Below are 25023 nucleotides of genomic sequence, written 5' to 3'. Positions count from 1 at the left end.
GGGGTAGCACCCGCGACATGGCGTGCCGTATCAGTGAACTGGTGATCGACTGTCGCGACCCCGAGGCGCTGGCCGCGTTCTGGTGTGAGGTGCTCGGTTACGTCGTCGTCGGGCGGAAGGACGACTTCATCGAGATCGGGCCTGCTGACGAAGGTCACCGGCCGGTGCTCGTGCTCAGCGCGAGCGACGATCCGAGATCGGGGAAGTTGCCGCTGCACATCGACGTCAGCCCGACCGACCGCGATCAGGACGCCGAGCTGGAGCGGCTGCTGGCCCTCGGCGCCAAGCCCGCCGACGTCGGGCAGACCGGCGAGGAGAGCTGGCACGTGCTGGCCGACCCCGAAGGCAACGAGTTCTGCCTGCTCCGCACCCGGGTCCCTGGGTAGGGGCCACCAGAGGGGACGTTTCCTGTCTGAGGGGGCAGATCATGGCGAAGCACACCACTCGCCTGCGGGAACTGCTGGCCGCGCCGGAGATCCTGGTCGCCCCCGGCGCCTACGACGGCACGGGGGCCCGGCTGGTGCGGGAACTGGGCTTCCGGGCCGTCTACCTGAGCGGCTTCCAGACCTCGGCGAGCCTGCTGGGCCAGCCCGACGTTGGCTATCTGACGTCCACCCAGATGGAGGCCCGGGTGGCCGTGTTCGCCGAGGTCTCCGGGCTGCCGTTGATCGCCGACGCCGACACCGGCTACGGCAACCCGCTCAACGTCCGAAGGACCGTGCGGGCCTACGAGCGGGCGGGCGCGGCGGCCCTGCACATCGAGGACCAGACCTTCCCCAAACGCTGCGGCCACATGCTGGGCCGCCATGTCGTGGCCCGCGACGAGATGGTCCAGAAGATCAAGGCGGCCGTGGACGCCCGCCGCGACCCCGACTTCGTGATCGTCGCCCGTACCGACGCCCGCACCACCCTGGGCCTCGACGAGGCGATCGAGCGCGGGATGGCCTACCACGAGGCGGGCGCCGACCTGCTGTTCGTCGAGTCGCCCGAGTCGGAGGAGGAGATGCGGCGCGTCTGCGACGCCTTCCGCGGCGTGGTCCCGGTCCTGAGCAACCAGATCGAGGGCGGGCGTACACCCCAGCTGGCGGCGGGGGAGCTGGAGGAGATGGGGTACTCGCTGGCGATCTTCTCGCTGGGGGCGGGGTTCGCCGCGGCGGCCGGGATGCGCGACTACCTGCGGAGCCTGGCCGCCGACGGCCGGGCCCGGCCCGCGCTGACCTTCGACGAGTTCAACACCCTGATCGGCCTCGACGAGCACGACGCCCTGGAAACCCGCTACGAGAGCTAGCGCGGCAGCTCCACGGTGACGCGCATGCCTCCGGCGGCGCGCGGGCTGAGGGTGAGGGTCCCGTCGTGGGCGTGGGCGATGGTCTTGACGATCGCCAGGCCGAGGCCGACGCCCGCGTGGTCGGCGTGGAGACGTTCGGTGCCGCGCTGGAACGGCTCGGTCAGCGTGGCGGCCCGCTGCGGGGTGATCACCGCGCCGGTGTTCTCGACGGCCAGCACCACGCTCCGGGGCCGCACGCCGGTGCTGACCCACACGCTGCCCTGGCCGGTCAGGTTGTGGACGATCGCGTTCTGCACCAGGTTCGTGGTCAGCTGCAGCAGCAGCGGCGGCGATCCGACCGCCGGGGTGATGTCGCCCGAGGTCTCGACGGTGACGCCGCGTTTCTCCGCCAGCGGGAGCAGCGTCTCGGCGGCCTCCTCCGCCAGCAGCGACAGGTCGACCGGCTCCCGGGTGAACGACCGCTGGTCGGCCCGGCTGAGCAGGAGCAGCGCCTCGGTGAGCTCGATCGCCCGGGTGTTGACGGCGTGCAGGCGTTCGACGAGTTCGCCGGCGTCGTGGTGGGGGTCGGTGCGGGCGACGTCCAGGAGGGCCTTCGAGACGGCGAGCGGGGTGCGCAGTTCGTGGGAGGCGTTGGCGGCGAACCTGCGCTGTTCGGCGACGTGGGCTTCGAGCCGTTCGAGCATGCCGTCGAAGGCGTCGGCGAGTTCGCGGAACTCGTCGTGGGGGCCGGGCAGCCTGATCCGGTGGGCGAGCGAGCCGGTCGTGGCCAGCCGGGTGGCGTCGGTGATGCGGGTCAGCGGCGCGAGCATGCGTCCGGCCAGAAACCACCCGCCGACCAGGCCGAAGATCAGCAGGAAGAGCAGCACCGCCCCGGTGGCCGAGGCGAAGTCGCTCAGCAGCGTCGGCCTGACCAGCACACCCCCGTCGACGCTGGTGTATTCGGGCAGGTGGCGCAGGGTGAAGACCCACACGGTCCCGATCAGCAGGACGCCGGCCAGCATCAGGAACGCGGCGTAGCTGAGGGCGAGCCGCAGCCGCACGCTCATCCCGGGCGCTCTATCCACGGTCCCCTCCCTCGATGCGGTAACCGGCGCCGGGCACGGTCGCGATGATCTGCGGTTCGCCGAGCCGCTTGCGCAGCGCCGAGACGGTGATGCGCACGGCGTTGGTGAACGGGTCGGCGTTCTCGTCCCAGGCCCGTTCCAGCAGCTCTTCGGCGCTGACGACGCCGCCTTCGGCCGCGACGAGGACCTCCAGCACGGCGAACTGCTTCCTGGTCAGCGCGACGTAGCGGCCGTCACGGTAGACCTCCCTGCGGAACGGGTCGACCCGCAACCCGGCGACCTCGCGCACCGGCGGCCGGGTGCGGGCCCGCCTGCGGTCGAGCGCCCGCAGCCGCAGCACGAGCTCCCGCATCTCGAACGGCTTGGTGAGGTAGTCGTCGGCCCCCAGCTCGAAGCCCGACGCCTTGTCGTCGAGCCGCTCGGCGGCGGTGAGCATGAGGATCGGCAGGCCGCTGCCGGAGGCCACGATGTGCCGGGCGATCTCGTCGCCCGACGGGCCGGGGATGTCGCGGTCGAGCACGGCGATGTCGTAGTCGTTGACGCCCAGCAGTTCCAGAGCGGTGTCGCCGTCGCCCGCGATGTCGGCCGCGATGGCGGCCAGCCGCAGCCCGTCGCGGACGGCTTCGGCCAAATAGGGTTCGTCCTCGACGATCAGCACGCGCACGCCCTCGATGCTACGAACCGGCACATATCGTCCACGTATCGAAAACCGGATACGCAGCGGCAACACCGGTTTCCCTTCACTGGCGGCATGCCTCGATTGCTGCTTCTCCTCGTCGTGGCCCTCACCCTGCTCGTCCCCGCCGCCTGGGCCGACGGCGTGACGGTGTTCGACGACGACCATCCAGGAGTGCGCGACCTCGACCCCGATCTGCTGCACGCCCTCCGCATGGCCGCGACCGACTCCGGGATCGCCTTCCACGTCAACAGCGGCCGGCGTTCCCCCGCGCAACAGGAACAGCTCCTCCGCGACGCGGTCAAGCGGTACGGCTCGGCGGAGGAGGCCGCCCGCTGGGTCGCCACCGCGGACACCTCCCGGCACGTGTCGGGCGACGCCGTCGACCTCGCCCCGACCGCCTGGTTGTCGCGCCACGGCGCCGCCTACGGCCTGTGCCAGATCTACGAGAACGAACCCTGGCACTACGAACTGCGCCCCGCCGCCGTCGAAAGCGGCTGCCCGCCCATGTACGCCGACCCGACCGACGACCCGAGGATGCACCGGTGACCGTATGGCGACGCGGGCCGGTGCTCACGGCGCTGGCGCTGCTGCTCGGCCTGCTCCTGCTTTTGCACCCGCAGGTCACCGAACGCGGCGGCCTGGGCAACCTGGTGGACACCGCGCTGCCGTGGTCGGGCGCGTTCATCCCGGTGCTGCTGGCCGGCGCGCTGCGACGCCGCTCCATCAGCGCGGCGCTCGCCCTGCTGCTCCCGGCCGGCGTGTGGCTGGGCCTGTTCGGCGGCCTGCTCCTCGACAAGTCCCGGCCGGGCGGCGACCTCGCCGTGGTCACCCACAACGTCGGCGCCGAGAACCCCGACCCCGCGGGCACCGCCCGCGCCCTGGCCGCCTCGGGCGCCCACCTGCTGGCCCTGGAGGAGATCACCCCGCAGGCCAGACCCGTCTACGAGAGGGAACTCGCGGCGACGTACCCGCACCACACGGTCCAGGGCACGGTCGGCTTGTGGAGCCGCCTGCCGTTGGGCGACACCCGCCCGGTCGACCTGGAGATGAACGCCGGCCCCATGGCCGAGGCGGGAACGCCTTCCGACGACCGGGCCCTGCGCACCACCGTGACCACGGGGAAAGGCCCATTGGTGGTGTACGTCGCCCACCTCGGCTCGGTGCGGGTGTTCCCCGCCAACGGCTTCTGGACCGACAGCCGCGACCGCGGCGCACACGCCCTCGCCAAGGCCGTCGCGGCCGACGGGAGCGAGCGGATCGTCCTGCTCGGCGATCTCAACGGGACGACCGGCGACCGCGCGTTCACCGGGCTGACCGCACAGCTGCGCTCAGTCCAGGAGGCGGCCGGGGAGGGCTTCGGTTTCAGCTTTCCGGCGGCGTTCCCGGTCGTCCGGATCGACCAGGTGCTGGTGCGCGGGGTGGAACCGACGAGGTCGTGGACGCTGCCCTCGACCGGCAGCGACCACCTGCCGGTCGCGGCCGTGCTCGCCTGGGATCAGGCGTCGCGCCAGCGCCGGTAGGTCGCCGCCTGGCCCACGAGCACGCCGTCGTCGACCAGGTTCCACATGGTCACGTCCTCGATCCAGAACCGGCGGCCCGACTTGGCGATGCGCAGGCCCCGGTAGCCCGTGGCGAAGCCGTCGCGGTGCACGGCGTCGAGCAGCTGCTGGCGGTCCTCCCGCCGGTCGGGCTCCGCCGAGAGGCGGGACGGCGTGCCGACGAGCTCGGCCCAGTCGTATTCGAAGCAGCGCTGGGCGGTGCGGTTCGCGTAGGTGAAGCGCGGGTCGGCGGACGTGTCGTGGGCCAGCACGCAGAAGGGCGCGTCTTCGTAGAGCCACTCCGCCGTGGCGTCGGGCCCGCCGAGCGGGGCGCCGACGAGGCGGAGGTGACAACTGCTCAGCAGATCGAAGAAATCCTGGTTCACCCGCACAGCCACCGAGGATAGGCCACGCTGATGAGCGGGCTTATCCGGCGCGTTCGGCTCTCCCGCCTCTCGGCGTCCTCCTCTGCTCAACACCATGATCACGGTACGACCGTCTCACCGATCAGCAGATGAGTATGAAGCTTTCACCTTCCGGAGAAGCCACACACTGCGACCCATCCCGTCTGCCTGCCGAAACTCACCGCTGCTCGGCGTACCGCAACCGGCCTTCTTGACAGCGGAAAAGCGGTTCCTACCCTGAGGTCCGCACGAGAGAAATGGGAGACACATGAAACGCATGCGCGAAGCGGTGTTGACGGCCCTCGTCTTATGCCTGGCCTCCGCCGGGGCCCTGTTCGGGTTGCAGTCGGCCTCCGCCGCGTCCCTGACCCAGGTGACGAACTTCGGCAACAATCCCACGAACCTCAACATGTACATCTACGTGCCCGACCGGGTCGCCGCGCAGCCCGCGCTCCTGGTGCTGGTGCACTACTGCGGCGGGTCGGCCGGCGCCATCTTCAACGGCAACGGGCGCGACTACGTGACCGCGGCCGACCGGTACGGGTATGTCATCGTGATTCCGGAGGTCACCCGTACCGAGAAGTGCTTCGACGTGTCGACCTCGGCGGCGCTGCGCCGCGACGGCGGCAGCGACTCCACGGGCGTCATGTCGATGGTCTCCTGGGCGCGGCAGCGCCACAACGTCGACCCCTCCCGGATCGTGGTCAGCGGCTTCTCCTCGGGCGCGATGATGACCAACGTGCTGGCCGCCCAGTACCCCGACGTGTTCGCCGCCGGTTCGGCGTTCTCAGGCGTCCCGGCGGGCTGCTTCGCGACCACGAACGGGTCGTTGTGGAACAGCCAGTGCTCGGGCGGGCAGCTGATCAAGACCGCGCAGCAGTGGGGTGACCAGGCGCGGGCGATGTACTCCGGCTACTCCGGCCGCCGTCCGCGCATGCAGTTCTGGCACGGCACCACCGACACGACGCTCCACTACAACAACTTCGGCGAAGAGCTCAAGCAGTGGACGAACCTGCACGGTCTCAGCCAGACCCCGGCCTACACCGACCAGCCGCAGTCGAACTGGACCCGGACCAGGTACGGCACCACCTCGACCCAGGCCACGATCGAGGGCATCAGCATCAGCGGGGTCGGCCACCAGCTGCCCATGAGCGGCCAGCTCGCCTACGCGATCAGCTTCCTCGGCCTCGACGGCACGACCTCGCCCTCCCCGTCGCCGTCGCCCTCCGCTTCGCCCTCCCCCTCTCCCTCGACCGGCACGACCAGCGCCCTGAGGGGCGTCGCGTCGAACCGCTGCCTGGACGTCAGCGGAGCCTCCCAGGCCAACGGCGCGACGATCCAGCTCTGGGACTGCAACAGCCAGGCCAACCAGCGGTGGACCACCACCTCGGCCGGTGAGCTGCGCGTCTACGGCGGCAAGTGCCTCGACGTGAGCGGCGCGGGCACCGCCGACGGCACCGCGGTGCTCATCTGGGACTGCAACGGCCAGAACAACCAGAAGTGGCGGCTCAACTCCGACGGCAGCATCACCGCCGTCGGCGCGAACAAGTGCCTCGACGTGTCGAACTACGGCACCGCCAACGGCTCCCGCATCCACATCTGGTCGTGCCACGGCGGCACCAACCAGAAGTGGACCCGCGTCTGAGCCGGCTCAGGATCTGATCCGTCGCCGGGTGAGGTGGGCGACCAGCGCGGCCAGCGCGGTGAAGGCGCCCAGCGCCACGGCCACCTGGACGTCGCCCGCCCCGTCCGCCCCCACCGCCGGGGGCGGGGCGGGGCCGAGGGCCGGGTCGAGGACGGCGGCGGTGGCGATCAGCCGGGGCGCGGGCTCCTCCGACGCGTCGTCGACGCCGATCCACTCGTAGCCCTTGCCGCCGCCGCACTTCTGGGTGGTCGGGAAGAGCAGCGGCGTGCCGACCTTGCCCGACAACCGCGCCTTCACGGTGAAGGCCGCCTTGGCGCCGTCGGCGATCCCGGGGCCGGTCCACTCGACCGTGTTCCCCTTCACCGCGCCGCGCCAGCCGGCCGGCTGCCCGGCCGACACGACCGAGGAGCCGGCCGGCACCCTGACGACGAGCGCCTCGGTCGGCGTGCCGTCGCAACCGTGGTCGAAGGAGAAGGTGAGGGTGACCGAGCCGTCGCCGTTGGGCTGGGCCGACTCCAGCAGCACATGGGCCAGCGCCGGACCGGCCGGGAGCAGCGCCAGCACGACCGCCGCCAGCGCCACGCCGACGGCACGGGAGATCCTCACGGGATCACCACCTCCTGGGAGACGACCGGGCTCTCGAACTCCGACAACCGCACGACCAGCGTCACCGTCCACGTTCCGTCGAGCGGGAAGTCGACGGTCGCCTCGTAGGTGCCCTTGCCGGTCGTGGACAGCGGTTTCTTGAACGGCCCGAGTTCGTAGGCGGGCAGCCGTACCGACAACTCCGGGGTCTCGTGCGGCACCAGCGGCACGCCCTCGGCGTCCACCAGAGACAGTTGCAGCGCGTTGACCCCGCGCTTGCCGGGGCTGATCACCATGGTGGCCTTGGCGTCGCCGACGGCGGCGGTGAGCGTCTTCGGACCGGAAGAGGCAGCCGGCGCGGCGGCCACGGGCGTGGCGGCGGCCTCCTCGCGCGGAGTCTGGGAGACGAGCACGCCGGTGACGGCCACCACCACGGCCAGGCCCGCCGCCTCGACGCCGACCGTGCGGCGCAGCGCGTCGAGGGTGGCCCGCCGGCTCGCGCCGACGAGCACCGCAGGCACCAGCCGGTAGCGGTTCCAGGCGGCGACGCCGATGACGGCGAGCACCAGCACCAGCTTCACCAGGACCAATCGGCCGTAGGCGGTCGTCCAGAGGCCCTCGACGCTGTCGGCGATCCGCCACCACAACACGACGGCGCTCACGCCGAGCCCGGCGACCAGCCACAACGCGGCGGTGGAGAAACGGCCGACCGCCGAGGCGACCTCGGCCGTGCGGTGGTCGGGGTCGGGCACGAACAGCAGGCACAACCCGAGCAGCCCGCCGACCCAGAGCGCGGCGGTGGCCAGGTGCAGCAGGTCGGCGGCGAGCACCAGCCAGCCCGGCCCGTACACCCGGGTGTGGCCGACCACGGCGAGGGAGCCCAGCGCGAGCGCGGTCCCGGCCGCGGCGGCGACCGGCGACCGGCGGCCCGCCGCGACCAGGGCGAGCCCGGTGCCGACGGCCAGCAGCGCCGCGGCGGCGGCGGGCGCCGTCGACAACGCGGCGGGCCACACCGAGCCGGAGAACAGGTCGCCGAGACCGGTGCCGTCCTGCCAGAGCTTGACCAGCGGGATCAGCACGACCGCGCCGAGCACCGCGGCGGCGGCCAGCGCGTCGCGGACCCGCCGGACCCGCCGCGCGAACGTCGCCGACCTGCGCACACTCGGCTCGGCGATGAACAGGCCGAAGGCGGTCAGGCCCGCGAACCCGAGCACGCCGCCGTAACGCAGCACCTCGGCGCCGATCCGGAGCAGGTTCACCTCGCGGTCGGCGACCTGGGTCGGCACGGCGACGGAGTTCGCGCTGGGTCTGCCGACGGAGAAGCTGATGCCGCCGCCGACGGGGTGGGTGTCGGCGGAGACGACCCGCCAGCTCACGACGTAGGTGCCCTCGGCGAGGGTCGACGCCGGGGTGTAGACGACGGTGTCGTTCACCGAGCGGACCTCGGCCGGCACCGGGCGGCCGGTCGAGTCGAGCAGCAGGTTCCCCTTCGGCGCGAGGCTGATCGCCTCGTTGAAGGTGGCCGTGATCGTACGCGGCGCCTGGGCGAGCACCTGGCCGTCGGCGGGGTCGGTGCTCTTGAGCACGGCATGGGCGTCGGCCGTGCCCGGCAGCAGGAGGACCACGACGGCGGCCAGCAACACGACCGCCCAGGTGGGCGTGGCCGACGGCCACGCCCACGCGGGTGCCCGGCGAACCGGACGGATCAAGAGGTCTTCCTGCCGCGCAGGAGCGCGGTCACGCCCGCCGCGGCCCCGATCGCGCCCAGCACCAGCCCGGCCCAGCCGACCAGGCCCGAGCCGCCCGAGCCGTCGGAGTCGGCGGACGCCGACTCGGCGGACGCCTGCACGGGGGCGATCGTCGGGGCGGCCGACGCCGTGTTCTCCGCCGGAGCGGGCTCGGCGGCGGTCAGCACGATGAACGGGGCGGGGTGCTCCGGCTCCTCCGCGCCTTCCTCGGTAACCTCGGTCCAGGGCGTCTCGCCCTTCTCACACTTCTGGATCGCCGGGAAGACGAGCTTCGCGCCCGCCTCCTCCGGCAGCTTCAGCGACAACTCGAAGGTGTCGCGCAGCCCTTCGGGCAGCGGGGTCTTGGCGGTGTAGACGACCTGGTCGACCCGCTCGGTGTACTGCCCGCCGTGCCCATTGTCGACGGGGGTGTCGAGCTTCTCCATCTTCTTCTCGACGTCCCAGCCCGGGTTCACCGTCGGGGTGACCGCGATGATCTGCTCGGGCATCGAGACGGCGACCGAGGTGGTGGACGATCCGTCGCACCCGTGCGGGACGGAGAAGGTCAGCACGGTGTAGCTGCCGGCCACGGTGGTGGACGGTGTGACGGTGACGTGGGCCGACGCCGGGCTCGCGCCGAGCAGGACCAGCCCGAGGGCGGCGGTGCCGACGGCGACGCCACGCAGAACAGAACTCATGGGGGGTTTCTCCTCAGAACAGATCATGGCCGGACCCGTCTGGGCCCGGTCGTAGGGATTTCAGACCTGCGTGAGGAGAGGTGGAGCCCGCGTCCCGACCGCCCCGGCGCAGAGCCGGGTCAGCAGCGGGACCACGCGGGAGGCGACCGGCACGGTACGCCGGACCGGCGGCGGCAGCTCGCCGAGGTGGATCGTGCGGTGGCGCAGCCCGAGGAGGGACAGCAGCCCCCACCAGATCCGCTCGCCGTATTCCAGCAGCAGCGCCGTGAGCACGGTGGCCGCCGCGTGCGAGAGCACCCCGGACGAGGAGGTCTCGTCGTGATGGACGTCGCCGGTCAGGTAGACGCTCAGCCCGTGGATGCCGAGCTGGGCCGCGCCGAGCACGCCCAGCAGTTCGCGCCGGTTGAGCCGGCGCCCCGCCAGCCCGTAGGCGACGCCCCACGCCGCCAGGACCACCGGGACCAGCGCCAGCAGAGGCGGCGTGGTGCCGTGGGCCCCATGGGCCGCGACCGCGATGAGGGTGGTGCTGAGTGCCACCAAAGCCGAGCGCAGACCGCGCATCGACCTTTTCCGGCACATCATGGCCGGAGCCTAGCAACGGTCGGCGCGAGGGTCACCTGTGGGACGCCGGTCTCCGGATGGAGCGTGACGTCGGCGTCGACCCGGTAGACCTCGGCCAGCATCACGGGGGTCAGCACCTTCGCGGGGGTGCCGAGGGCGACGAGCCGGCCGGCGTCCATGACGGCGATGCGGTCGCAGAAGGCGGCGGCCATGGTGAGGTCGTGCAGGGCGACCACCGCCGTGACGCCGAGGCCGCGCACCAGGTTGAGCGCGTCGAGCTGGTGGCGCAGGTCGAGGTGGTTGGTCGGCTCGTCGAGCACCATCGTGGCCGGTCGCTGGGCCAGCGCGCGGGCGATGAGCACCCGTTGTTTCTCCCCGCCGGACAACCGGTCGAAGGGCGCGTGGGCGAGCCCGGCGACGTCGAGCCGGTCGAGGGCGTCGGCGATGATCGCCCTGTCGTCGGCGTCGTCGCCGTCGAAGGCGCGTTTGTGCGGGGTGCGGCCCATCGCGACGATGTCGTGGACCGACAACTCGAAGTCGCCGCCGGTCTCCTGGAGCACCGCCGCCAGCCGCCGGGCCAGCATGCGGCCGGGCATCTTCCAGACGTCCTCGCCGTCGAGAAGCACCCGCCCCGAGGTCGGCTTGCGGGCCCGGTAGAAGGTGCGCAGCAGCGTCGACTTGCCGGCCCCGTTCGGCCCGACGAGCCCCAGCACCTCGCCCTCGGCCACCTCGAACGAGACGTCGTGGACGAGGTCCCGGCCGCCCACGCGAACCACGACGTTCTCGACGATGAGCGTCATTTCGACCGCCTCCGCATCAGCCACAGGAAGAACGGACCGCCGACCAGGGCGGTCAGGATGCCGACCGGGATCTCCTCGGGCGCGATCAGAGTCCGGGCCAGCAGGTCGGCCAGGATGAGGAACGACGCCCCGAGCAGCGCCGTCGCCGGAAGCGCCCTGCGGTGATCCGCGCCGATCAGCAGCCGCACCACATGAGGCATGATCAGCCCGACGAACCCGATCGACCCGCTGACCGCCACGATCGTGCCGATCATGACCGCGACCAGCACGAACAGCGCCGCTCTGAACCGGTGCACGTCCAGCCCGAGCGAGGCCGCCGCCTCCTCCCCCGCCAGCAGCAGGTTCAGCGGCCGGGACACCCCCAGCAGCACGACGGTCCCGGCCACGACGGCCGCGGCCGGGATCCACACCATGGTCCAGGTGGTCCCGGCCAGCCCGCCGAGCATCCAGCGCACCGCCGACTGGGTCTTGTGGGGGTCGTTGGACGTCACCACCAGGAAACTCGCCACCGCCGACAACACCTCGGCCATCGCGACCCCGGCCAGCACCAGGCGGACCGTGGTCATCCGGCCGCCCTGCCTGGCCAGGAAGTACACCGCCACCAGAGCCGTCAGCGCGCCGGCGAACGCCGCGATCGGCAGCGAGAACACGCCGAAGAACCCCAGCCCGAACACCAGCACGCCGACCGCGCCGACACTCGCCCCCGAGGACACGCCCAGGAGCATGGGGTCGGCCAGCGGGTTGCGTACCAGAGCCTGAAGAGCCATGCCGCAGACGGCCAGGCCCGCACCCACGACGGCCGCGAGCAACACCCGCGGCAGCCGCACGTCCATGACGATCGTCTCCCGCGCGGCGGTCCAGGTCGGCTCCGCCAATGCGGGGTGGACGTTGTGCAGCAGGATCGCCCACACCTGCCCAGGCGGCAGCGGCACCGACCCGGCGGCGACGGCAGCGGTGACCGCCCCGGCCAGCAGGGCGAGCAGCAGGCCGAGGACGATCGGGTAGCGCCGGGTCACTGGAACTTGTCGGCGTGGATCTGCCTGGCCAGCGCCTCGACCGCGCTCGGCGCGCGGACCCCGAGCACGACCGACGACAGCGGCAGCACCGCGAACCGCTGCTCCTTGATCGCCGGGACGTCCTTGAGCGCGGGATTGTCCAGGAGGAACTTCTTCTTGGCGTCGACGGGGTCGCTGCCGTAGTCGTAGACGACGATCCAGTCGGGGGCGCGTTCGGCGACCTGCTCGAAGGAGACGTCGCCCCAGACCTTGTCGACGTCGGCGAAGACGTTCTCCGCGCCCGCGAGCTTGATGATCTCGTTGCCGATGCCCTTGCCGCCGGCGGTGAAGGCGGTCTTGTCGCCGGAGTCGTACACGAAGACCTTCACGGGCGCGACCCTGGCCAGCTTCTCGCGGACCGAGGCGAGGGTGCCGTGGAGTGCGGTGAGCAGCGGCTCCGCCCGGTCCTGGACGCCGAAGATCTTCGCGACGTTGCGGATCTCCTGGTCCATCAACTGCATCGTGACCGGGCCTTCGGCGCACTCCTCGACGTTGAGGTAGGTCTTGATCCCGGCCTCCTGGAGGGCGGCGCGGCCGCGGCCCTCCTTCTCGTCGAAGGTGCTGCCGAAGCCGCCGTAGACGAAGTCGGGCTCCTCCGCGAGGAGCGCCTCGTAGGAGGGGTACTCCTTCGCGACGACCTTTATGGCGTCGTAGGCGGCCTTGTACTCGGGGAGGACCTGGTCGTCGAGGTAGGCGGTGCCGATCATCGACTTCTCCAGGCCGAGGGCGAGCATGACCTCGGTGGCGTGCTGGTTCATGGAGATCGCCCGGGTCGGCGGGGCGTCGTAGGTGGTGGTGACGCCGCAGTTGACGAGCGCTTGTCGTTCAGCCTTGGCGGCCGGAGCCTGTTCCGGCGGTGCGCCGCCGCAGGCGGCCAACACCCCGGTGACCAGCAGGGCGAGCAGGAGGGACGTGGGACGTCTGCCCGTCATGACATCTTCCTCTCAAGGAATGAGCACAACGGGGCGGATCTAAGAAAGGGATCGCTGAAGGGTCTCGCGGCGTCACCACCGGCCTGCCAGGCATCGAGGCCCGCTCCTCTCCGGGGAAATCCGCCCCAGTTCATCGAGGAGGCGACCGCGTGAGTCTCCTGGCTCTCGGGTCGACGCTCGTCCCCGCCTTCCCACCCCTTCGCCGGGGCAGTGGCACGCTTTCGGGACTCGCTCACCGATCACAGTGGCGGGACCGCACCGGATTCACACCGGTTTCCTCAGTCCGCGCTCGCCTTCGCCGTCATCATCACACGGGACGGACGGCCGTCCACGAGCGGGGCTCTCTCAATCTCGGCTGACTTCCCAGACCTCGCTCATCAGCCCGGCCAGGGGCGTGTACTTGAGCTTGACGTACACGGGCTGCTTCAGCCGCTTGAAAACCGCGGTGATGTGCCGCGCGCCGCAGGCATAGGAGCCCAGGCCGTCCTTGTCGGCCGCGTCGAGCGGGGCGGAGAGCCAGTCGGAGCCGCACGCAGCGGCGATGCGGTGGAACCCGGCCCACTCGTCATACCGGAGCGTCATCGGCCGCCCGCCCTCGGGGGTGAAGGTCACGATCCCGCTGATGCTGGGACCCGGGGTGCCGTCACCGCGATACCGCAACATGCCGAAAGCGGTGATGGGCCTCTCGGTCGCGGGACCGGCCCAGAACTGATGGATCCCGACGGCCTTGGTGCCGTTGTAGACGACGCGGACCGGCGTGGGGCCGAGATCGAAAACAAAGGCGAGGTCGCGCGGAGCACATTTGGTCGTGCCGAGCCCCTTGGCGCTCACGGCGAATTTACCGCCGATGTCTCGGGCGGCGCAGGTGGACGAGATCCGATAGAAGGAGGCCGACGAGTAGTCAAGCCGCATTTCCTTCGCTCCGGCGACGGCCTTCAGACGGTACGTCTTGATGCCGTTGTAAGCCGTGTACAACTTCGCCGCGCGCGGCACGATACGAAGCTTTCCCTTGCCGTCTGGCCAAGCCCAGCCGTAGGCGACCTTCGGAGAGGCGGCCTGGGCAGGCGCGGCGGACAGACCTGTCGCAACGAGAACGGCGACGGCTGCGGCGGCTGATAAGCGCACGGGGTTCTCCTCGGAGGGGTTGATCAGTCGGGATCGTAGACGATGAATCGATTCCTGCCGGCATACCAATCCCCGGTGAACCGCTCTCCCGTGAGGCGTTCGGCCAAAGTCAGCCCCGCGGACGCGAATTCGCGGTCATCATTCCAGGTCAGGTCACGAATCAGGGCGTCGAGTGCATCAGGTTGGGTGCCCTCGCGGCTTGCTGGGCCATACGAGACGAGGCGCGTGACCGACTCGCCGGCGATGGCGTACTGGAAGACACAGAGCGTCGGGCCGACGAAGAGAGCCAGCGCCCTTCCCTCGGCCGACAATTCCGCGAGGCGGTCTTTGGCTCGCCAGCCGGCCTCCATCTCACACGTGAGGACCCATTCGCCGAGGGGGCCGATGAGAGCGGTGCAGGGGATGCCCTCGTCCTCGTGGATTTCGTATGCGGCTTCGTCGGCGCCATTCCAGTCCAGCATGACCACGCGGTCGTCCCGCGCACCAAGGACCACCGCGACGTCGTCGACCGTCTTGCCCTGACACCAGGTGAGGCTGATGAGCTCCTCTGCGCCCTCCAACTGTCGGTGATAGCCGGCCTGCTCGTCGTTCATCAGCCTCTCTCCATGTCACAGTGTTCGGGATTCACACGGAATTGCGGCATCCAGCTGCAGGAATAGGTCGCGGTCTTTCCACCAGGCGCATTCCCGTTTGACCACATCAGGGCTGGTGGCCAACATATCTGAACGATCGGTAGCGGCATACACTCTAGGTTTCCGCAGGACCAACGAATGGGTCTAACACATGCCCTTTTGGTTGACGTCACCATCGCGCGGTAACTGCGTAAGTCCGCCTGCCAAGGCGAGATTTTGGCACCTTTGATTGACCCACCGAGCGATGGCATCGAGGTAAGGCAAGTCCACTGCCTCACGTATCCGCTCAGCTGATTGCCGACAGGGATTAGCCACTCACTTTGCGGTCTTGAGTGTATTCGCCCTCACCCTGGGCATGACCGACGCCCACGACGGCTTCTCGATTGGTTAGTCGGCAGGGAGCGCACCGAGGAGAGTTTCGAGGATCTCGTCGGCGTCGGTTCGCCATTTCTCCCGGGTGAGCTGGCCGCTCGCCTCCATGCCCAGGATTCCGTGCACGCTGGTCAGCAACAACGCCCCGTAGTGATGCGCCCGATCCGGGCCGACAAGATCGCCTAGGACGGCGAGGAACGGTACCTGGCTGCGGGCCGCCGCCCGGAGCATCTCCTCGGCGGCCGGCGGGCGGTGCATCAACCGGTAGAGGTGCGGCCTCTCGCGACCGATGGCGAGCAGGCCGGAGAGCATGGCGCGCAGCTTGTCGTGCGCCGGTCGCGCCGGGTCGGCGCTCAGTGCCACGGCCTCGTCGGCGAGCGCGTCCCAGGCCTCGGTCGCGACCGCCGTGAGCAGATGGTCCTTGTCGTCGAAGTGCCGATAGGGCGCACCCCGGCTGACCCCGGCCCGGGATCCGACCTCTCGCAGTGTGACCGCCTCGGGCCCGCCCTCACCCAGCAACGCGGCCGCCGCATCCAGCAGGGATCTGCGGGTGGCGGCGGCGGATTCAACGCGGCTGATCACGGCGGCATCCTACCCAGTTGACACCGTCAACCGCTCGATGCAACCTTTCAGATGACAACGTCAACTTTAACGGAGGGCGCTCATGGACATCCTTCTGACCGGTGGATCCGGTTCTGCTGGCGACGTGATCATCCGGAGACTGGTGGCCGACGGACACACGGTGCACGCCCTAGCGAGATCCGCCTTGGCCGCACAGAAGGTCACGGCCGCCGGGGCGACCCCGGTGCGCGGCGACCTGGCAGAGCTCACCGGCCCCACGCCTCCGGCCTGGTCCGACGTTCTCGACAAGATGGAGGCCGTGGTCCACGCGGCGGCGTACATGGAGTTCTGGGGACCCGACGACCTGTTCGTCCAGCGCAACCTGCTGCCCACCCTCGCCCTCTACCAGGCGGCGGTGACCGCCGGGGTCAGGCGCTTCGTGCTGCTCTCGGCGGCCAGCGTCTCGACCGGCGCCAACCACGCGGCCACCGTCGACGAGACGACCGAGACGGGCCGGCCGAACATCGCCTACAGCCGGGTCAAGCTACGTACCGAACAGGAACTGCTCGCCCTGCCCCACGGCGACACAACGCTGGTGATCCTCCGGCCGCCCTTCCTCTGGGGAAAACGCGAAGCCGGCAACCTGCAGGGCTTCGTCGAAGCGGTCGAAGCCGGCCGTTTCTCCTGGATCGACGGCGGCCGCCACCTGATCGACTTCTGCCACTTCGACAACCTGGCCCACGCGATCTCCCTCGCCACGACACGCGGGGAACACGGCCTCACCTGCTACATCACCGACGGCGACCCCCTGCCGGCCCGCGACTTCTTCACCCCGCTGCTCGCAACCCGCGGCCTCGACGTGAGCAAGGCCGCCAGCGTCCCGCGCCCGATCGCATCGACGCTGGCCACCCTCATGGAGACCGCCGCCAAGGCCTGGCGCAGCACCACCCCGCCGCCTCTCACGAAGTGGATCGTCGCCTTCATGGGCCGCGATCGGACCTACGACATCACCCGCGCCCGCACCCGGCTCGGCTACTCGCCCGTCACCACCGTGGACGACGGCCTCCGCCAGATGTCTCCTTCGGGAAAGACCCACCGATGAGGCAGTTCCACCTCAGACCGTGACACCCGCATCCGCCGGTCAACCTCATCAGGCCGGACATCCTCACCGAGTTGTCCCAGGCGGTCGACCTGCTCACCTGTGACGAGCAAGTCCGGAGCCCCGGCTACTTCCTCAACCACGCCGAGTCCGCCCAGTCGCCGAGCTACCGGCGATAACCGGCTCCGACTGGGTCGTCCCGATCTTCATCGACCTGACCACCCGACGATCCACCACGCCGTTCGTGGGCATCGCCTCTATCCGAGGCCGAACACGCGGCCGTTGAACTCAAGCTCGCCCTCGAACTGCGCTAAGCCAGATAGAGGCCATCCTCAACCGACTGGAAGACGGGGCTGAGCCTGATCCCGGGCGGCAGCACCCGTGAGCGACTGCGCCACAGCCACACGCATCGCCGCGCTCGATGAACAGGCGCTGATGGCAGCGCAAGACCCAGATCAACAGGGCGACCTTGCCGCCTGCGACGGACCTGCGGGACTTCTCCTCGAGATCGGCGTGGAAGAAGCGGAACGGCGTCTCGGTCACCATCTCACCGAGCTGGCCGCCTGATCTTCGGCGCCCTAGATAACACGAAAGCCCAGGTCGGCGAGACGCTGACCTGGGCTTTCCGCTGCTCAACCGAGAGAACTCAACGCCTGACCCTCTGATCCACAGGGCAAGACCAAATGCGTGACGGGGGCGGTATCTTCTCCGCGACCACGATTCAGCTTCTCCGGGATCACGCGAGTGACGACCACCCGAACGTTTCACCAAAGCGGGTGGCTCGGCGGCTGCGGCCTCGGCTCGCAAACGATCAGCCGATGATGTTGCGCATGGCTTCGGCCAATACGGCGCCGAGCCCTGATGCAAGAAGCACAAGCCCAGCGCAGCCACCGCTCTTCTGGTTGGTCGTAGCAGGGACGCCCCGAGTGGCACTCGCCGTTCTCACCGGAGAGTCGACGACAACCGAATAACGCGACCCTCGAGGGTCCCAATCGGAGTACGGGTCGATGAACTCGGCTTTGTACTGGGCGGCCGTAAGCGCATGTGGTCGCCATGCCGCGTGCCACTCCGGACCGCGCCGCCGGGCCAGTTGCTCGTGCTCGAACGCCAATTGTTCGGCGACCTCCTGACCACGTGCCGTTGCGAAAAGACTGGCGCCAGCCTGTGTGATCTCCCTGTTCAGCAGTTCTTGCGCCTCATCGGCGGTCACCACGGGAATACCAGCGGCTCGGGCTTTCACAAGGCGAGGGTCGGCGTTGTCCACATCGTCGGTGAGAACCAGTCGGACGGTCTTGGTGACGTTTACCGCAACCGCAGCTCCGTTGGCGGTCGCAAGATCCATGACCTCGATGACGGCTGAAGTGTCGGCAACCGGCAAAATGCGCCACCCCTTGAGCGGCCCATTCTTCCGCGCACGATCAGCGGCGGCGGCCTGCTCCAGGTCGCCGATCAAATGCGTGGCAGCCAGTTCCTTGGCCGCTTTCTGGAGTTCCTTCACCTCAGCTGCAGAGACCACCCCGTCGGCTTCAGCCTGAGCGCGTACGTCCGCGAGAAAGCGTTCGTGGAGGTAGCGCGCCGTCGTCTGGGTCAGCCCCGCCCGTGCCGCGAGCAGTGCCAGTTGTTGTGCTTCCTCGCCGACGATCCGCCCGTCTGCGAGGGCATGCCCCAGCATCGCTTGATAATCGGCCACTCCTGAGGCTCGCGGGCTGGGTGGATAGGTCATCAGAGGGAGACGAGCAGTGAGGGTGGCGAGCCACCCTTCGGTGCCCCGGCGCAACCCTGCGGCTCGTGGCGAGATGAATCCACTTCGCTGGAACGTCGGCAGAGCGATCGGATGGATGCCCGACCAGGAAAGCGGTGTCGGCGCTTCCTGGATGAATTTCGAGAGAACCCATGCCAGCGTGCGCGCGTCGCCTAATGCGGAGTGTGCGGCAGCCGGCCATTCACCCGTGACGAGGCTGGCGATCTCGTCGAGGCGGTAGCCGTGGCGGTCGAGGTGGGTACGTGCCATGACCAGCGTGCAGAGACCTGGGATACCGCTAAGGCGAATACCGAGTCGGCCGAACTCGGCTGTCAGGAATTCTTCCTCGTAGTCGAGTTTGTGTCCGACCACGATCGCGCCGTCCAGGTAGGCGAGCACGTCTCCGGCGATGTGATCGAACCTCGGCGAACCCTTGACGATCGTGTCCGTGATTCCGTGATACACATCATTCGTTATTGGAGACATCGGGTCGACGAGGGTCGAATACTCATCGAGAACCACTCCATCTCCGCACATTCGTACGATGCCGATTTCGCAGATCCGCGCACCCTCATGGGCATCCAGACCAGTGGTCTCGACATCCACCACCGCGAAGGTGAGGGAGCGGGGGTCGATACCGCGAGCGCGCGTGAGCTGGCCATAGGCGAACATGGCGGCCTCCAGGGGTCGGGGAGCCGAGTCGCATAATTGCACGTCAGACCAGATTGGACACCGAAATTATTGCCGCATGCCAGGAAAAGTAACTGGGTCGTGATGCCTTGTCCCCCAATCGGCCGTCATCTCCGCGAATAGAGGTATCTCAATACAGTCGGAGGTAGGCAGCGGCTTTTGACGGACAGAGTCATTGGAGGGTAATTGCCAGCCGCCGGGAAGTCTCGGGTGCCTCAGTCATGCGGCCCTTCTCTCCACGACACACAAGGTGGGGTGGCCCAGAGAACCATGGGGCCGAGTGGGTCAGTGACAGCGTCGACGTCCTCCACCGGACCTACGAGCAGTGCCTTCTCGGCAACAACACCCTCGCGAGGGCTGGTATCAGCCCAGTCTCGAACGCCAGTTTGCATAGCAGGCCCACAACGGAGGGACGCCGTAGAGCATCTGATCTAGTGAACGTGCGGACGTACCTGGCACGATCACCCGCCACTCCCCGCCCCCGTACAACACGAAAGCCCAGGTCAGCGAGACGCTGACCTGGGCTTTCCGCTGCGCGGCCGAGAGGACTCGAACCCCTAACCTTCTGATCCGTAGTCAGATGCTCTATCCATTGAGCTACGGCCGCTTGCAGAAGTAAGCATAGCGGGTCCCCGCCCCTACTCCGAACCAGTTAACCGAAGACACCCTCGTCCAACTCCCGGCAAAGTCCCCAACCCCCCGGGCATACCCCCGATCACCGCCGGTTAAGAACCGACATAACCGCACAGATCAGGGGCCTAATGTGCTGAACCTGGGCATCCTCGCCATCGTCATCCTGCTAGCCACCTCAACCATCGTCCACCGCCGGAAAAGACGCCGCACCGAGGAGGCCGAGCGTCTGCTGGTCGAGCGCATCAACGGGGTGCTGGGCGCCGACCATCGCAGCCTCTCCGACCCGATGGACCTGCTGCACCGCAGCAAGCAGGCGGGGCTGACGACGCGTCTGCACATCCAGGGGCCGACCCGCGATCTGCCCAGAGAGGTCGATCTGGCCGGCTATCGAATTGTCCAAGAGGCGCTGACCAGCGCGCTTGAGCACGGCACCACCTCGGCGACGGTCATGATCTCCTACCTGCCGTCATCGATCACGCTGACCATCGACAGCCCGATCGGCGTCCGGCCCTCGCGCAGGTCGGGGGTCCGGCTGATGCGGGCTCGGGCCACTCCGCTCGGGGGGAGCGTCCATGCCGGGCCCCACATGGGCGGGTGGCGGGTCACCGTGCGGCTTCCTACCGAACTGACGCCCCAGTGAGTCGGTGACGGGCCAGATCAGGGCGATCAGCGGGACTTTCAGGGCGTTGAGCATGAAACCGGTCAGGGCGGAGGTCCGGGAGGGGTCGTCCACCATGACGATGGCCCCGAAGAGCAGCAGGCACATGATCGTGTACGCCCCCGCGATCCTGAACCAGATCGCCCACTCGCCGAGCACTTTCGGCGGCTTCTTGAAGCCTCGGGCGACCCACTCGTCGGCCCACGTGATGGTCCGGTGGCCGAAGACGATCGAGTAGGCGATGTACGCCCCGGCCAAGCCGTGTTGCCAGGTCGCGACGGTGCCCGAGCGCATGTCGATCACGGCGGCCACCAGCAGCACCAGGTCGAGCACCGGGGTCAGGGCCAGGATCGCCCAGCTGGTGCGGCGCAGGCGCAGGCCGTACCGGACCAGCAGGCCCGTGGCGAGCAGGATCCAGAAGCCGGCCTCGACCGCGATGATCAACCAGAGCATGGAATCCATGCTCGTCTCGAAGTCGACGCCCTACCTCGCCGGTTCGGACGAACTTCTGTACATCCAAAGATGTATGCCCATTTCAGACGGGTCGTGGTGAGATTGACCGCATGACCCCCCACCGGCAGGACGCGTTGATGGCCGTCGCGGCCTTCGCGGTCGGGGTCGTGCTGCTGGCCGCGGGGGCCTACGACCATTCGAGGGGCGTGCCGGTCCAGCTGTTCCTCGTCCCGCTCGCGGTCACCTGCGTCGGCGTGGTGATCCGCCGGCGGCGGCCGGTGACGGCGTTCGTCATCGGGGTGGTCGCGCTGGCGGCCGACGCGACGATGGGGCCTTCGCTCGGTACGGCCGTCGTGTTCACCGACAACATCTACGCGGCGACCCTCTACGGGCCCCGACGGCTGATGACCGTTCTGCTGCGGATCAGCCCGCTCTGGGTGCTGGCGGCGGGCGTGTCGACGGGGCTGCAGGCGCATTCGTGGGCCTGGGGAACGGTGATGGGGTTCCAGGTCGGGCTGATCACCGTCATGCCGGTCGCGTCGGCGGCGATCGTGCGGAACCTGCGCGACAACGCCCGGCAGGCGGCGCTGATGGCCGATTACGACCGCAGGGCCGCCATCGCCGCCGAGCGCAACCGGATGGCCAGGGAGCTGCACGACATGGTGGCGAACCATTTCAGCGCGATCGCCATCCAGTCGAGCGCGGTATTGTCCAGAACCGATTTGGACGCGAGATCTGTCCAATCGATCATGGAGTCGATCCGGGAGAACAGCGTCCAGGGCATGGCCGAGATGCGCGGCATGATCGGGCTGCTCCGCGCCGAGGGCGTGGACGAGGCGCTCAGGCCGAGCCTCACCGAGGTCGACGACCTGGTCAAACGCACGGGGGTGACGGCTGTCGTCGACGTCCAGGGCACGCCCAGAGATCTGCCCCCAGCGGTCGATCTGGCCGGATATCGAATTGTCCAAGAGTCGCTGACGAATGCGCTCAAACACGGCTCCGCGCCGGTTTCGGTGGCGATCGACTATCGTCCGGACGAACTGGTGCTCACCATCGACAACCCGGTCACCGACCGGCCGCGCGACCTGCCGGGCGCGCGGGCGGGGCTGATCGGCATGAAGGAGCGCGCCAACCTGCTCGGCGGCACGTTCGAGGCGGGGCCGTGTGAGCGCGGCTGGCGGGTGACCGCCACCCTGTCGACATGATCACGGTACTGATCGCCGACGACCACGCGGCGGTGCGGACGGGCATCCGGCTGGTCCTGGAGGGCGCCAGCGACATCCGGGTCGTCGGGGAGGCCGCCGACGGCCGGGCGGCGGTCGCGCTGGCCCAGGAGCACCACCCCGACGTCGTGATCATGGACATCCGGATGCCGCGCCTCGACGGCATCGAGGCTGCCCGGCAGCTCGCCGGGCAGACCGAGATCCTCGTGCTCACCACGTTCGACCTGGACGAATACGTCTTCGGCGCACTGCGCGCGGGCGCCGCCGGGTTCCTGCTGAAGAACACCGACGCCGCCACGCTCGTCGAGGCGGTCAGGCTGGTGGCCGGCGGCGACGGGCTGATCTCGCCGCAGGTGACCAGGAAGCTCATCTCGGCCTTCGCGCGCACGCGACCGGCGGCGATGCCCGACAACCTCACCGCCCGCGAGCGGGACGTGCTGTCGTGCCTCGGCCGCGGCCTGTCGAACGCCGAGATCGCCCGCGCCCTCGACATCGCCGAACCGACCGTGAAGACGCACGTCAGCCGGGTGCTGGCCAAACTCGGCCTGCAGAGCCGGGCCCAGGCGGCCGCCTACTACGCCGGGATGTAGAGGATGAGCTGCTCGGCGACGCAGGCCGGTTTCGGCACGCCCTCGACCTCGATGACCAGTTTGAGGGTGCCCAGCACCCCCTGAGCCGTGTCGGTGAGGTCGAGGATCTCCCCTCCGGCGCGCACGCGCGACCCGACTGGGACGGGGGTGGGGAACCTGACCTTGTTGAGCCCGTAGTTGATGCCCATGGCGAGCCCGTCGACCCTGATGAGCTCGCTCGTCATGGTGGGGAGCATCGACAACGAAAGGAACCCGTGGGCGATCGTCGCCCCGAAGGGCCCTTGGGCGGCGCGTTCGGTGTCGACGTGGATCCACTGGTGGTCGCCGGTGGCGTCGGCGAACAGGTTGACCTGTTCCTGGGTGACGGTACGCCACTCCGTGAAGCCGAGATGCGTACCTTGAGCGGCTTTGAGCTCGGAGACGTTCGAGAAGATCCGCATGTCTCCGAACTTTATTTTGTCATTCGGCGTGGAGGTAGAGGCACATTCAACTCGGTATTTTAGGTAGGGAATACAGGTAAATCAGGAGGTTGCGTGTGGCCAGGCATGTGGTGGACGTCGTCGTCGTTGGCGGGGGCGGCATGGGTTCGGCGGCGGCGTGGCGGCTGGCCGGGCGCGGCGCCGACGTCGTGCTGTTGGAACGTTTCGAACCCGGCCACGTGCGCGGCGCCTCCCACGGCGCCTCCCGGATCTTCCGGGTCTCCTACGGCGACCCGGTCTACATCCGGCTCGCCCGCGAGGCCCACGACCTGTGGCGGGAGCTGGAGTCCGAGTCGGGAGCCGCCCTGCTCACCATCACCGGCAGCGTCAACCACGGCCGCACGCCCGACCTCGACGTGCTCTCCGGCGCCGTCGAGGCGGCGGGCGTGCCGGGCCAGTGGCTGGCCGCCGAAGAAGCCGCCGAGCGCTGGCCCGGCCTGCGCTACGACGGCAAGGTCTTCTTCCATCCGGCGAGCGGGCGGCTGCACGCCGACCACGCCGTCACCGCGCTCCAGCGACGTGCCGCCGCCCTGGGGGCCGACGTCCGGCATCGCACCCCGGTCCTCGCGATAGCCGTGCGCGGTGACGACGCCGTCGACGTCGTCACCGAAGACGACGTCTACCGTGCGAAACGGGTGGTGGTCGCGGCCGGCGCGTGGACGGAGAAGCTGCTCGGCGCCCTCGTGCCGTTGCCGCCGCTCCGGGTCACCCAGGAGCAACCCGCTCATTTCGCTCCGCTTCGCGACAGTGATGAGTGGCCCAGTTTCGTCCACCACCTCGACCAGCAGACCCTGGCGGCCACCGGCTTCCTCAGCGGCGTGTACGGACTGGCCACCCCCGGCGAAGGCGTCAAGGTCGGCTTCCACGGCACCGGGCCGGTCGTCGACCCCGACGACCGTGACTTCACGGCCGAGCCCCATCAGCTCCGCGTCCTGCGGGACTACGCGCGCCGCTGGCTGCCGGGGGTCGACCCGTGGGCCTGCACCCCGATCAGCTGCACCTACACCACCACGCCGACCTCCGACTTCGTCCTCGACCGGGTCGGGCCGGTCATCGTGGCCGCGGGTTTCTCCGGGCACGGCTTCAAGTTCGTGCCCGCGGTCGGGCGGGTCCTGGCAGACCTCGCCCTCACCGGGGAACGGCCGGACGCGCGGTTCGCACTGGCCGGCCGGTGAAGGGGCTACAACCAGCCGTTCCGCTCCGCGGCCTGGGCGGCCTCGATGCGGTTGCGCACCCCCACCTTCGTGATGGCCGACGACAGGTAGTTGCGGACGGTGCCCTCGGAAAGGTGCAGCCGGGAGGCGATGTCGGCGATCGTCGCGCCGACCGCCCCCGCCGCCAACACATCGCGCTCACGTTGTGACAGCGGATTCGGACCGGCGCTCAACGCCGCCGCGGCCAGGGCCGGGTCGATGACGCGTTCCCCCGCCACCACCCGCCGGATCGCCGCCGCCAGCTGCTCGGCCGGGCTGTCCTTGATGAGGAAGGCCGACGCGCCCGCCTCCATCGCCCGGCGCAGATAGCCGGGCCGGCCGAACGTGGTCAAGATCATTACATGGCACTCGGGCACCGCCGCGCGGATCTGCCCCGCCGCGGTGAGGCCGTCGGCGCCGGGCATCTCGATGTCGAGCAGGGCCACGTCGGGCCGCTCCCGCCGGGCCACGGCGACCGCCTCGACGCCGTCGGCCGCCTCGGCGACGATCTCCAGGTCTTCTTCCAGGCCGAGCAGCGCCGCCAGGGCGCCGCGCACCAGATTCTGGTCTTCCGCCAGCATGACCCTGATCATGAGGC

28 protein-coding genes, 1 tRNA gene and 1 riboswitch are annotated in these 25023 nt (G+C 69.5%); of the genes, 10 read left to right on the top strand and 19 right to left on the bottom strand.

Annotated features, from left to right (window positions below):
• Positions 1 to 17: 17 nt before the first annotated feature.
• Positions 18 to 386: a VOC family protein gene (locus tag AW274_RS09920; RefSeq protein ID WP_062430750.1), complete on the top strand. Its 369-nt coding sequence runs from the start codon at positions 18 to 20 to the stop codon at positions 384 to 386.
• Between the two features lie 41 nt (positions 387 to 427).
• Positions 428 to 1288 (top strand): isocitrate lyase/PEP mutase family protein, encoded by an 861-nt coding sequence (locus AW274_RS09915; protein WP_062430749.1) that lies wholly within the window; start codon positions 428 to 430, stop codon positions 1286 to 1288.
• Here AW274_RS09915 and AW274_RS09910 read toward each other — a convergent pair.
• The gene (locus AW274_RS09910) at positions 1285 to 2352 is read right to left on the bottom strand and encodes a sensor histidine kinase (protein ID WP_083973962.1); all 1068 of its coding nucleotides are present in this window, start codon (positions 2350 to 2352) and stop codon (positions 1285 to 1287) included. The two genes, AW274_RS09915 and AW274_RS09910, sit on opposite strands and share 4 nt — an antisense overlap.
• Positions 2345 to 3016 (bottom strand): response regulator transcription factor, encoded by a 672-nt coding sequence (locus AW274_RS09905; RefSeq protein WP_062430747.1) that lies wholly within the window; start codon positions 3014 to 3016, stop codon positions 2345 to 2347. Before AW274_RS09905 ends, AW274_RS09910 begins: the two co-directional genes overlap by 8 nt.
• Positions 3017 to 3103: 87 nt before the next feature.
• On the opposite strand from AW274_RS09905, the gene AW274_RS09900 reads away from it, so the two are divergent.
• Entirely contained in the window at positions 3104 to 3577 is a 474-nt protein-coding gene (locus tag AW274_RS09900; protein WP_083973961.1) for a M15 family metallopeptidase, read from the top strand.
• Positions 3526 to 4551 carry an endonuclease/exonuclease/phosphatase family protein gene (locus AW274_RS09895; RefSeq protein ID WP_157520241.1) on the top strand — a complete coding sequence of 342 codons (1026 nt, stop codon included), beginning with the start codon at positions 3526 to 3528 and terminating at the stop codon, positions 4549 to 4551. Before AW274_RS09900 ends, AW274_RS09895 begins: the two co-directional genes overlap by 52 nt.
• Here AW274_RS09895 and AW274_RS09890 read toward each other — a convergent pair.
• Complete coding sequence (locus AW274_RS09890) at positions 4527 to 4967, bottom strand: MEKHLA domain-containing protein (protein WP_062430744.1); 441 nt, start codon at positions 4965 to 4967, stop codon at positions 4527 to 4529. The genes AW274_RS09895 and AW274_RS09890 overlap by 25 nt on opposite strands.
• Before the next feature lie 274 nt (positions 4968 to 5241).
• Here AW274_RS09890 and AW274_RS09885 point away from each other — a divergent pair, with 274 nt between their 5' ends.
• Positions 5242 to 6618: an extracellular catalytic domain type 1 short-chain-length polyhydroxyalkanoate depolymerase gene (locus AW274_RS09885; RefSeq protein WP_062430743.1), complete on the top strand. Its 1377-nt coding sequence runs from the start codon at positions 5242 to 5244 to the stop codon at positions 6616 to 6618.
• A gap of 6 nt (positions 6619 to 6624) precedes the next feature.
• On the opposite strand, the gene AW274_RS09880 is transcribed toward AW274_RS09885, so the two are convergent.
• The 10 genes from AW274_RS09880 to AW274_RS09835 all read right to left on the bottom strand — a co-directional run bounded on the left by AW274_RS09880 (position 6625) and on the right by AW274_RS09835 (position 15687).
• Positions 6625 to 7224: a DUF1775 domain-containing protein gene (locus AW274_RS09880; RefSeq protein WP_062430742.1), complete on the bottom strand. Its 600-nt coding sequence runs from the start codon at positions 7222 to 7224 to the stop codon at positions 6625 to 6627.
• Complete coding sequence (locus tag AW274_RS09875; protein ID WP_062430741.1) at positions 7221 to 8912, bottom strand: copper resistance protein CopC; 1692 nt, start codon at positions 8910 to 8912, stop codon at positions 7221 to 7223. Before AW274_RS09875 ends, AW274_RS09880 begins: the two co-directional genes overlap by 4 nt.
• The gene (locus AW274_RS09870) at positions 8909 to 9628 is read right to left on the bottom strand and encodes a YcnI family copper-binding membrane protein (protein ID WP_062430740.1); all 720 of its coding nucleotides are present in this window, start codon (positions 9626 to 9628) and stop codon (positions 8909 to 8911) included. Before AW274_RS09870 ends, AW274_RS09875 begins: the two co-directional genes overlap by 4 nt.
• 60 nt (positions 9629 to 9688) lie before the next feature.
• Complete coding sequence (locus tag AW274_RS09865; RefSeq protein ID WP_157519970.1) at positions 9689 to 10165, bottom strand: hypothetical protein; 477 nt, start codon at positions 10163 to 10165, stop codon at positions 9689 to 9691.
• Positions 10166 to 10206: 41 nt separating this feature from the next.
• The gene (locus AW274_RS09860; RefSeq protein ID WP_062430738.1) at positions 10207 to 10989 is read right to left on the bottom strand and encodes an ABC transporter ATP-binding protein; all 783 of its coding nucleotides are present in this window, start codon (positions 10987 to 10989) and stop codon (positions 10207 to 10209) included.
• Positions 10986 to 12005: a FecCD family ABC transporter permease gene (locus AW274_RS09855; RefSeq protein ID WP_062430737.1), complete on the bottom strand. Its 1020-nt coding sequence runs from the start codon at positions 12003 to 12005 to the stop codon at positions 10986 to 10988. The genes AW274_RS09860 and AW274_RS09855 overlap by 4 nt, the downstream gene beginning before the upstream one ends.
• Positions 12002 to 12976: an ABC transporter substrate-binding protein gene (locus tag AW274_RS09850; protein ID WP_083973958.1), complete on the bottom strand. Its 975-nt coding sequence runs from the start codon at positions 12974 to 12976 to the stop codon at positions 12002 to 12004. Before AW274_RS09850 ends, AW274_RS09855 begins: the two co-directional genes overlap by 4 nt.
• A 151-nt stretch (positions 12977 to 13127) precedes the next feature.
• Positions 13128 to 13256: riboswitch (cobalamin riboswitch) on the bottom strand.
• Between the two features lie 65 nt (positions 13257 to 13321).
• Positions 13322 to 14101, bottom strand: coding sequence for a hypothetical protein (locus AW274_RS09845; protein ID WP_157519968.1), 780 nt, complete (start codon positions 14099 to 14101; stop codon positions 13322 to 13324).
• 23 nt (positions 14102 to 14124) lie between these two features.
• A complete protein-coding gene (locus tag AW274_RS09840; protein WP_062430735.1) occupies positions 14125 to 14694 on the bottom strand; it encodes a DUF6461 domain-containing protein in 570 nt (189 codons plus the stop codon).
• Between the two features lie 426 nt (positions 14695 to 15120).
• A complete protein-coding gene (locus tag AW274_RS09835; protein ID WP_062430734.1) occupies positions 15121 to 15687 on the bottom strand; it encodes a TetR/AcrR family transcriptional regulator in 567 nt (188 codons plus the stop codon).
• 82 nt (positions 15688 to 15769) lie between these two features.
• Here AW274_RS09835 and AW274_RS09830 point away from each other — a divergent pair, with 82 nt between their 5' ends.
• Complete coding sequence (locus AW274_RS09830; protein WP_062430733.1) at positions 15770 to 16768, top strand: NAD-dependent epimerase/dehydratase family protein; 999 nt, start codon at positions 15770 to 15772, stop codon at positions 16766 to 16768.
• A 378-nt stretch (positions 16769 to 17146) separates the two neighbouring features.
• Positions 17147 to 17332, top strand: coding sequence for a hypothetical protein (locus AW274_RS40135; protein WP_157519966.1), 186 nt, complete (start codon positions 17147 to 17149; stop codon positions 17330 to 17332).
• A gap of 244 nt (positions 17333 to 17576) precedes the next feature.
• On the opposite strand, the gene AW274_RS39050 is transcribed toward AW274_RS40135, so the two are convergent.
• The 4 genes from AW274_RS39050 to AW274_RS09800 form a co-directional block, all read right to left on the bottom strand.
• Positions 17577 to 19178, bottom strand: a complete 1602-nt coding sequence (locus tag AW274_RS39050; RefSeq protein WP_083973957.1) for a 3'-5' exonuclease — start codon at positions 19176 to 19178, stop codon at positions 17577 to 17579.
• A 552-nt stretch (positions 19179 to 19730) separates the two neighbouring features.
• Positions 19731 to 19803 (bottom strand) — tRNA-Arg (locus tag AW274_RS09810).
• A gap of 201 nt (positions 19804 to 20004) precedes the next feature.
• Entirely contained in the window at positions 20005 to 20256 is a 252-nt protein-coding gene (locus tag AW274_RS09805) for a hypothetical protein (protein WP_062430729.1), read from the bottom strand.
• A gap of 39 nt (positions 20257 to 20295) precedes the next feature.
• Positions 20296 to 20940: a hypothetical protein gene (locus AW274_RS09800; protein ID WP_062430728.1), complete on the bottom strand. Its 645-nt coding sequence runs from the start codon at positions 20938 to 20940 to the stop codon at positions 20296 to 20298.
• Positions 20941 to 21050: 110 nt separating this feature from the next.
• On the opposite strand from AW274_RS09800, the gene AW274_RS09795 reads away from it, so the two are divergent.
• A complete protein-coding gene (locus AW274_RS09795; protein WP_063813197.1) occupies positions 21051 to 22145 on the top strand; it encodes a sensor histidine kinase in 1095 nt (364 codons plus the stop codon).
• Positions 22142 to 22753 carry a response regulator gene (locus AW274_RS09790; RefSeq protein ID WP_062430726.1) on the top strand — a complete coding sequence of 204 codons (612 nt, stop codon included), beginning with the start codon at positions 22142 to 22144 and terminating at the stop codon, positions 22751 to 22753. Before AW274_RS09795 ends, AW274_RS09790 begins: the two co-directional genes overlap by 4 nt.
• Here AW274_RS09790 and AW274_RS09785 read toward each other — a convergent pair.
• Positions 22738 to 23193, bottom strand: coding sequence for a MaoC family dehydratase (locus tag AW274_RS09785; RefSeq protein ID WP_062341919.1), 456 nt, complete (start codon positions 23191 to 23193; stop codon positions 22738 to 22740). The genes AW274_RS09790 and AW274_RS09785 overlap by 16 nt on opposite strands.
• 95 nt (positions 23194 to 23288) lie before the next feature.
• Here AW274_RS09785 and solA point away from each other — a divergent pair, with 95 nt between their 5' ends.
• Entirely contained in the window at positions 23289 to 24407 is a 1119-nt protein-coding gene (solA, locus tag AW274_RS09780) for an N-methyl-L-tryptophan oxidase (protein WP_083973956.1), read from the top strand.
• Positions 24408 to 24412: 5 nt separating this feature from the next.
• Here the strand turns inward: solA and AW274_RS09775 are convergent, their stop codons facing one another.
• A complete protein-coding gene (locus AW274_RS09775) occupies positions 24413 to 25018 on the bottom strand; it encodes a response regulator transcription factor (protein WP_062430725.1) in 606 nt (201 codons plus the stop codon).
• Positions 25019 to 25023 lie beyond the last annotated feature (5 nt).

It is taken from the genome of Herbidospora daliensis, assembly GCF_001570585.1.
In the GTDB taxonomy this organism is placed as follows: Bacteria; Actinomycetota; Actinomycetes; order Streptosporangiales; family Streptosporangiaceae; genus Herbidospora; species Herbidospora daliensis.
The sequence above is the reverse complement of the archived record's forward strand: the minus strand, read 5'-3'. Positions and strand labels throughout refer to the sequence as shown.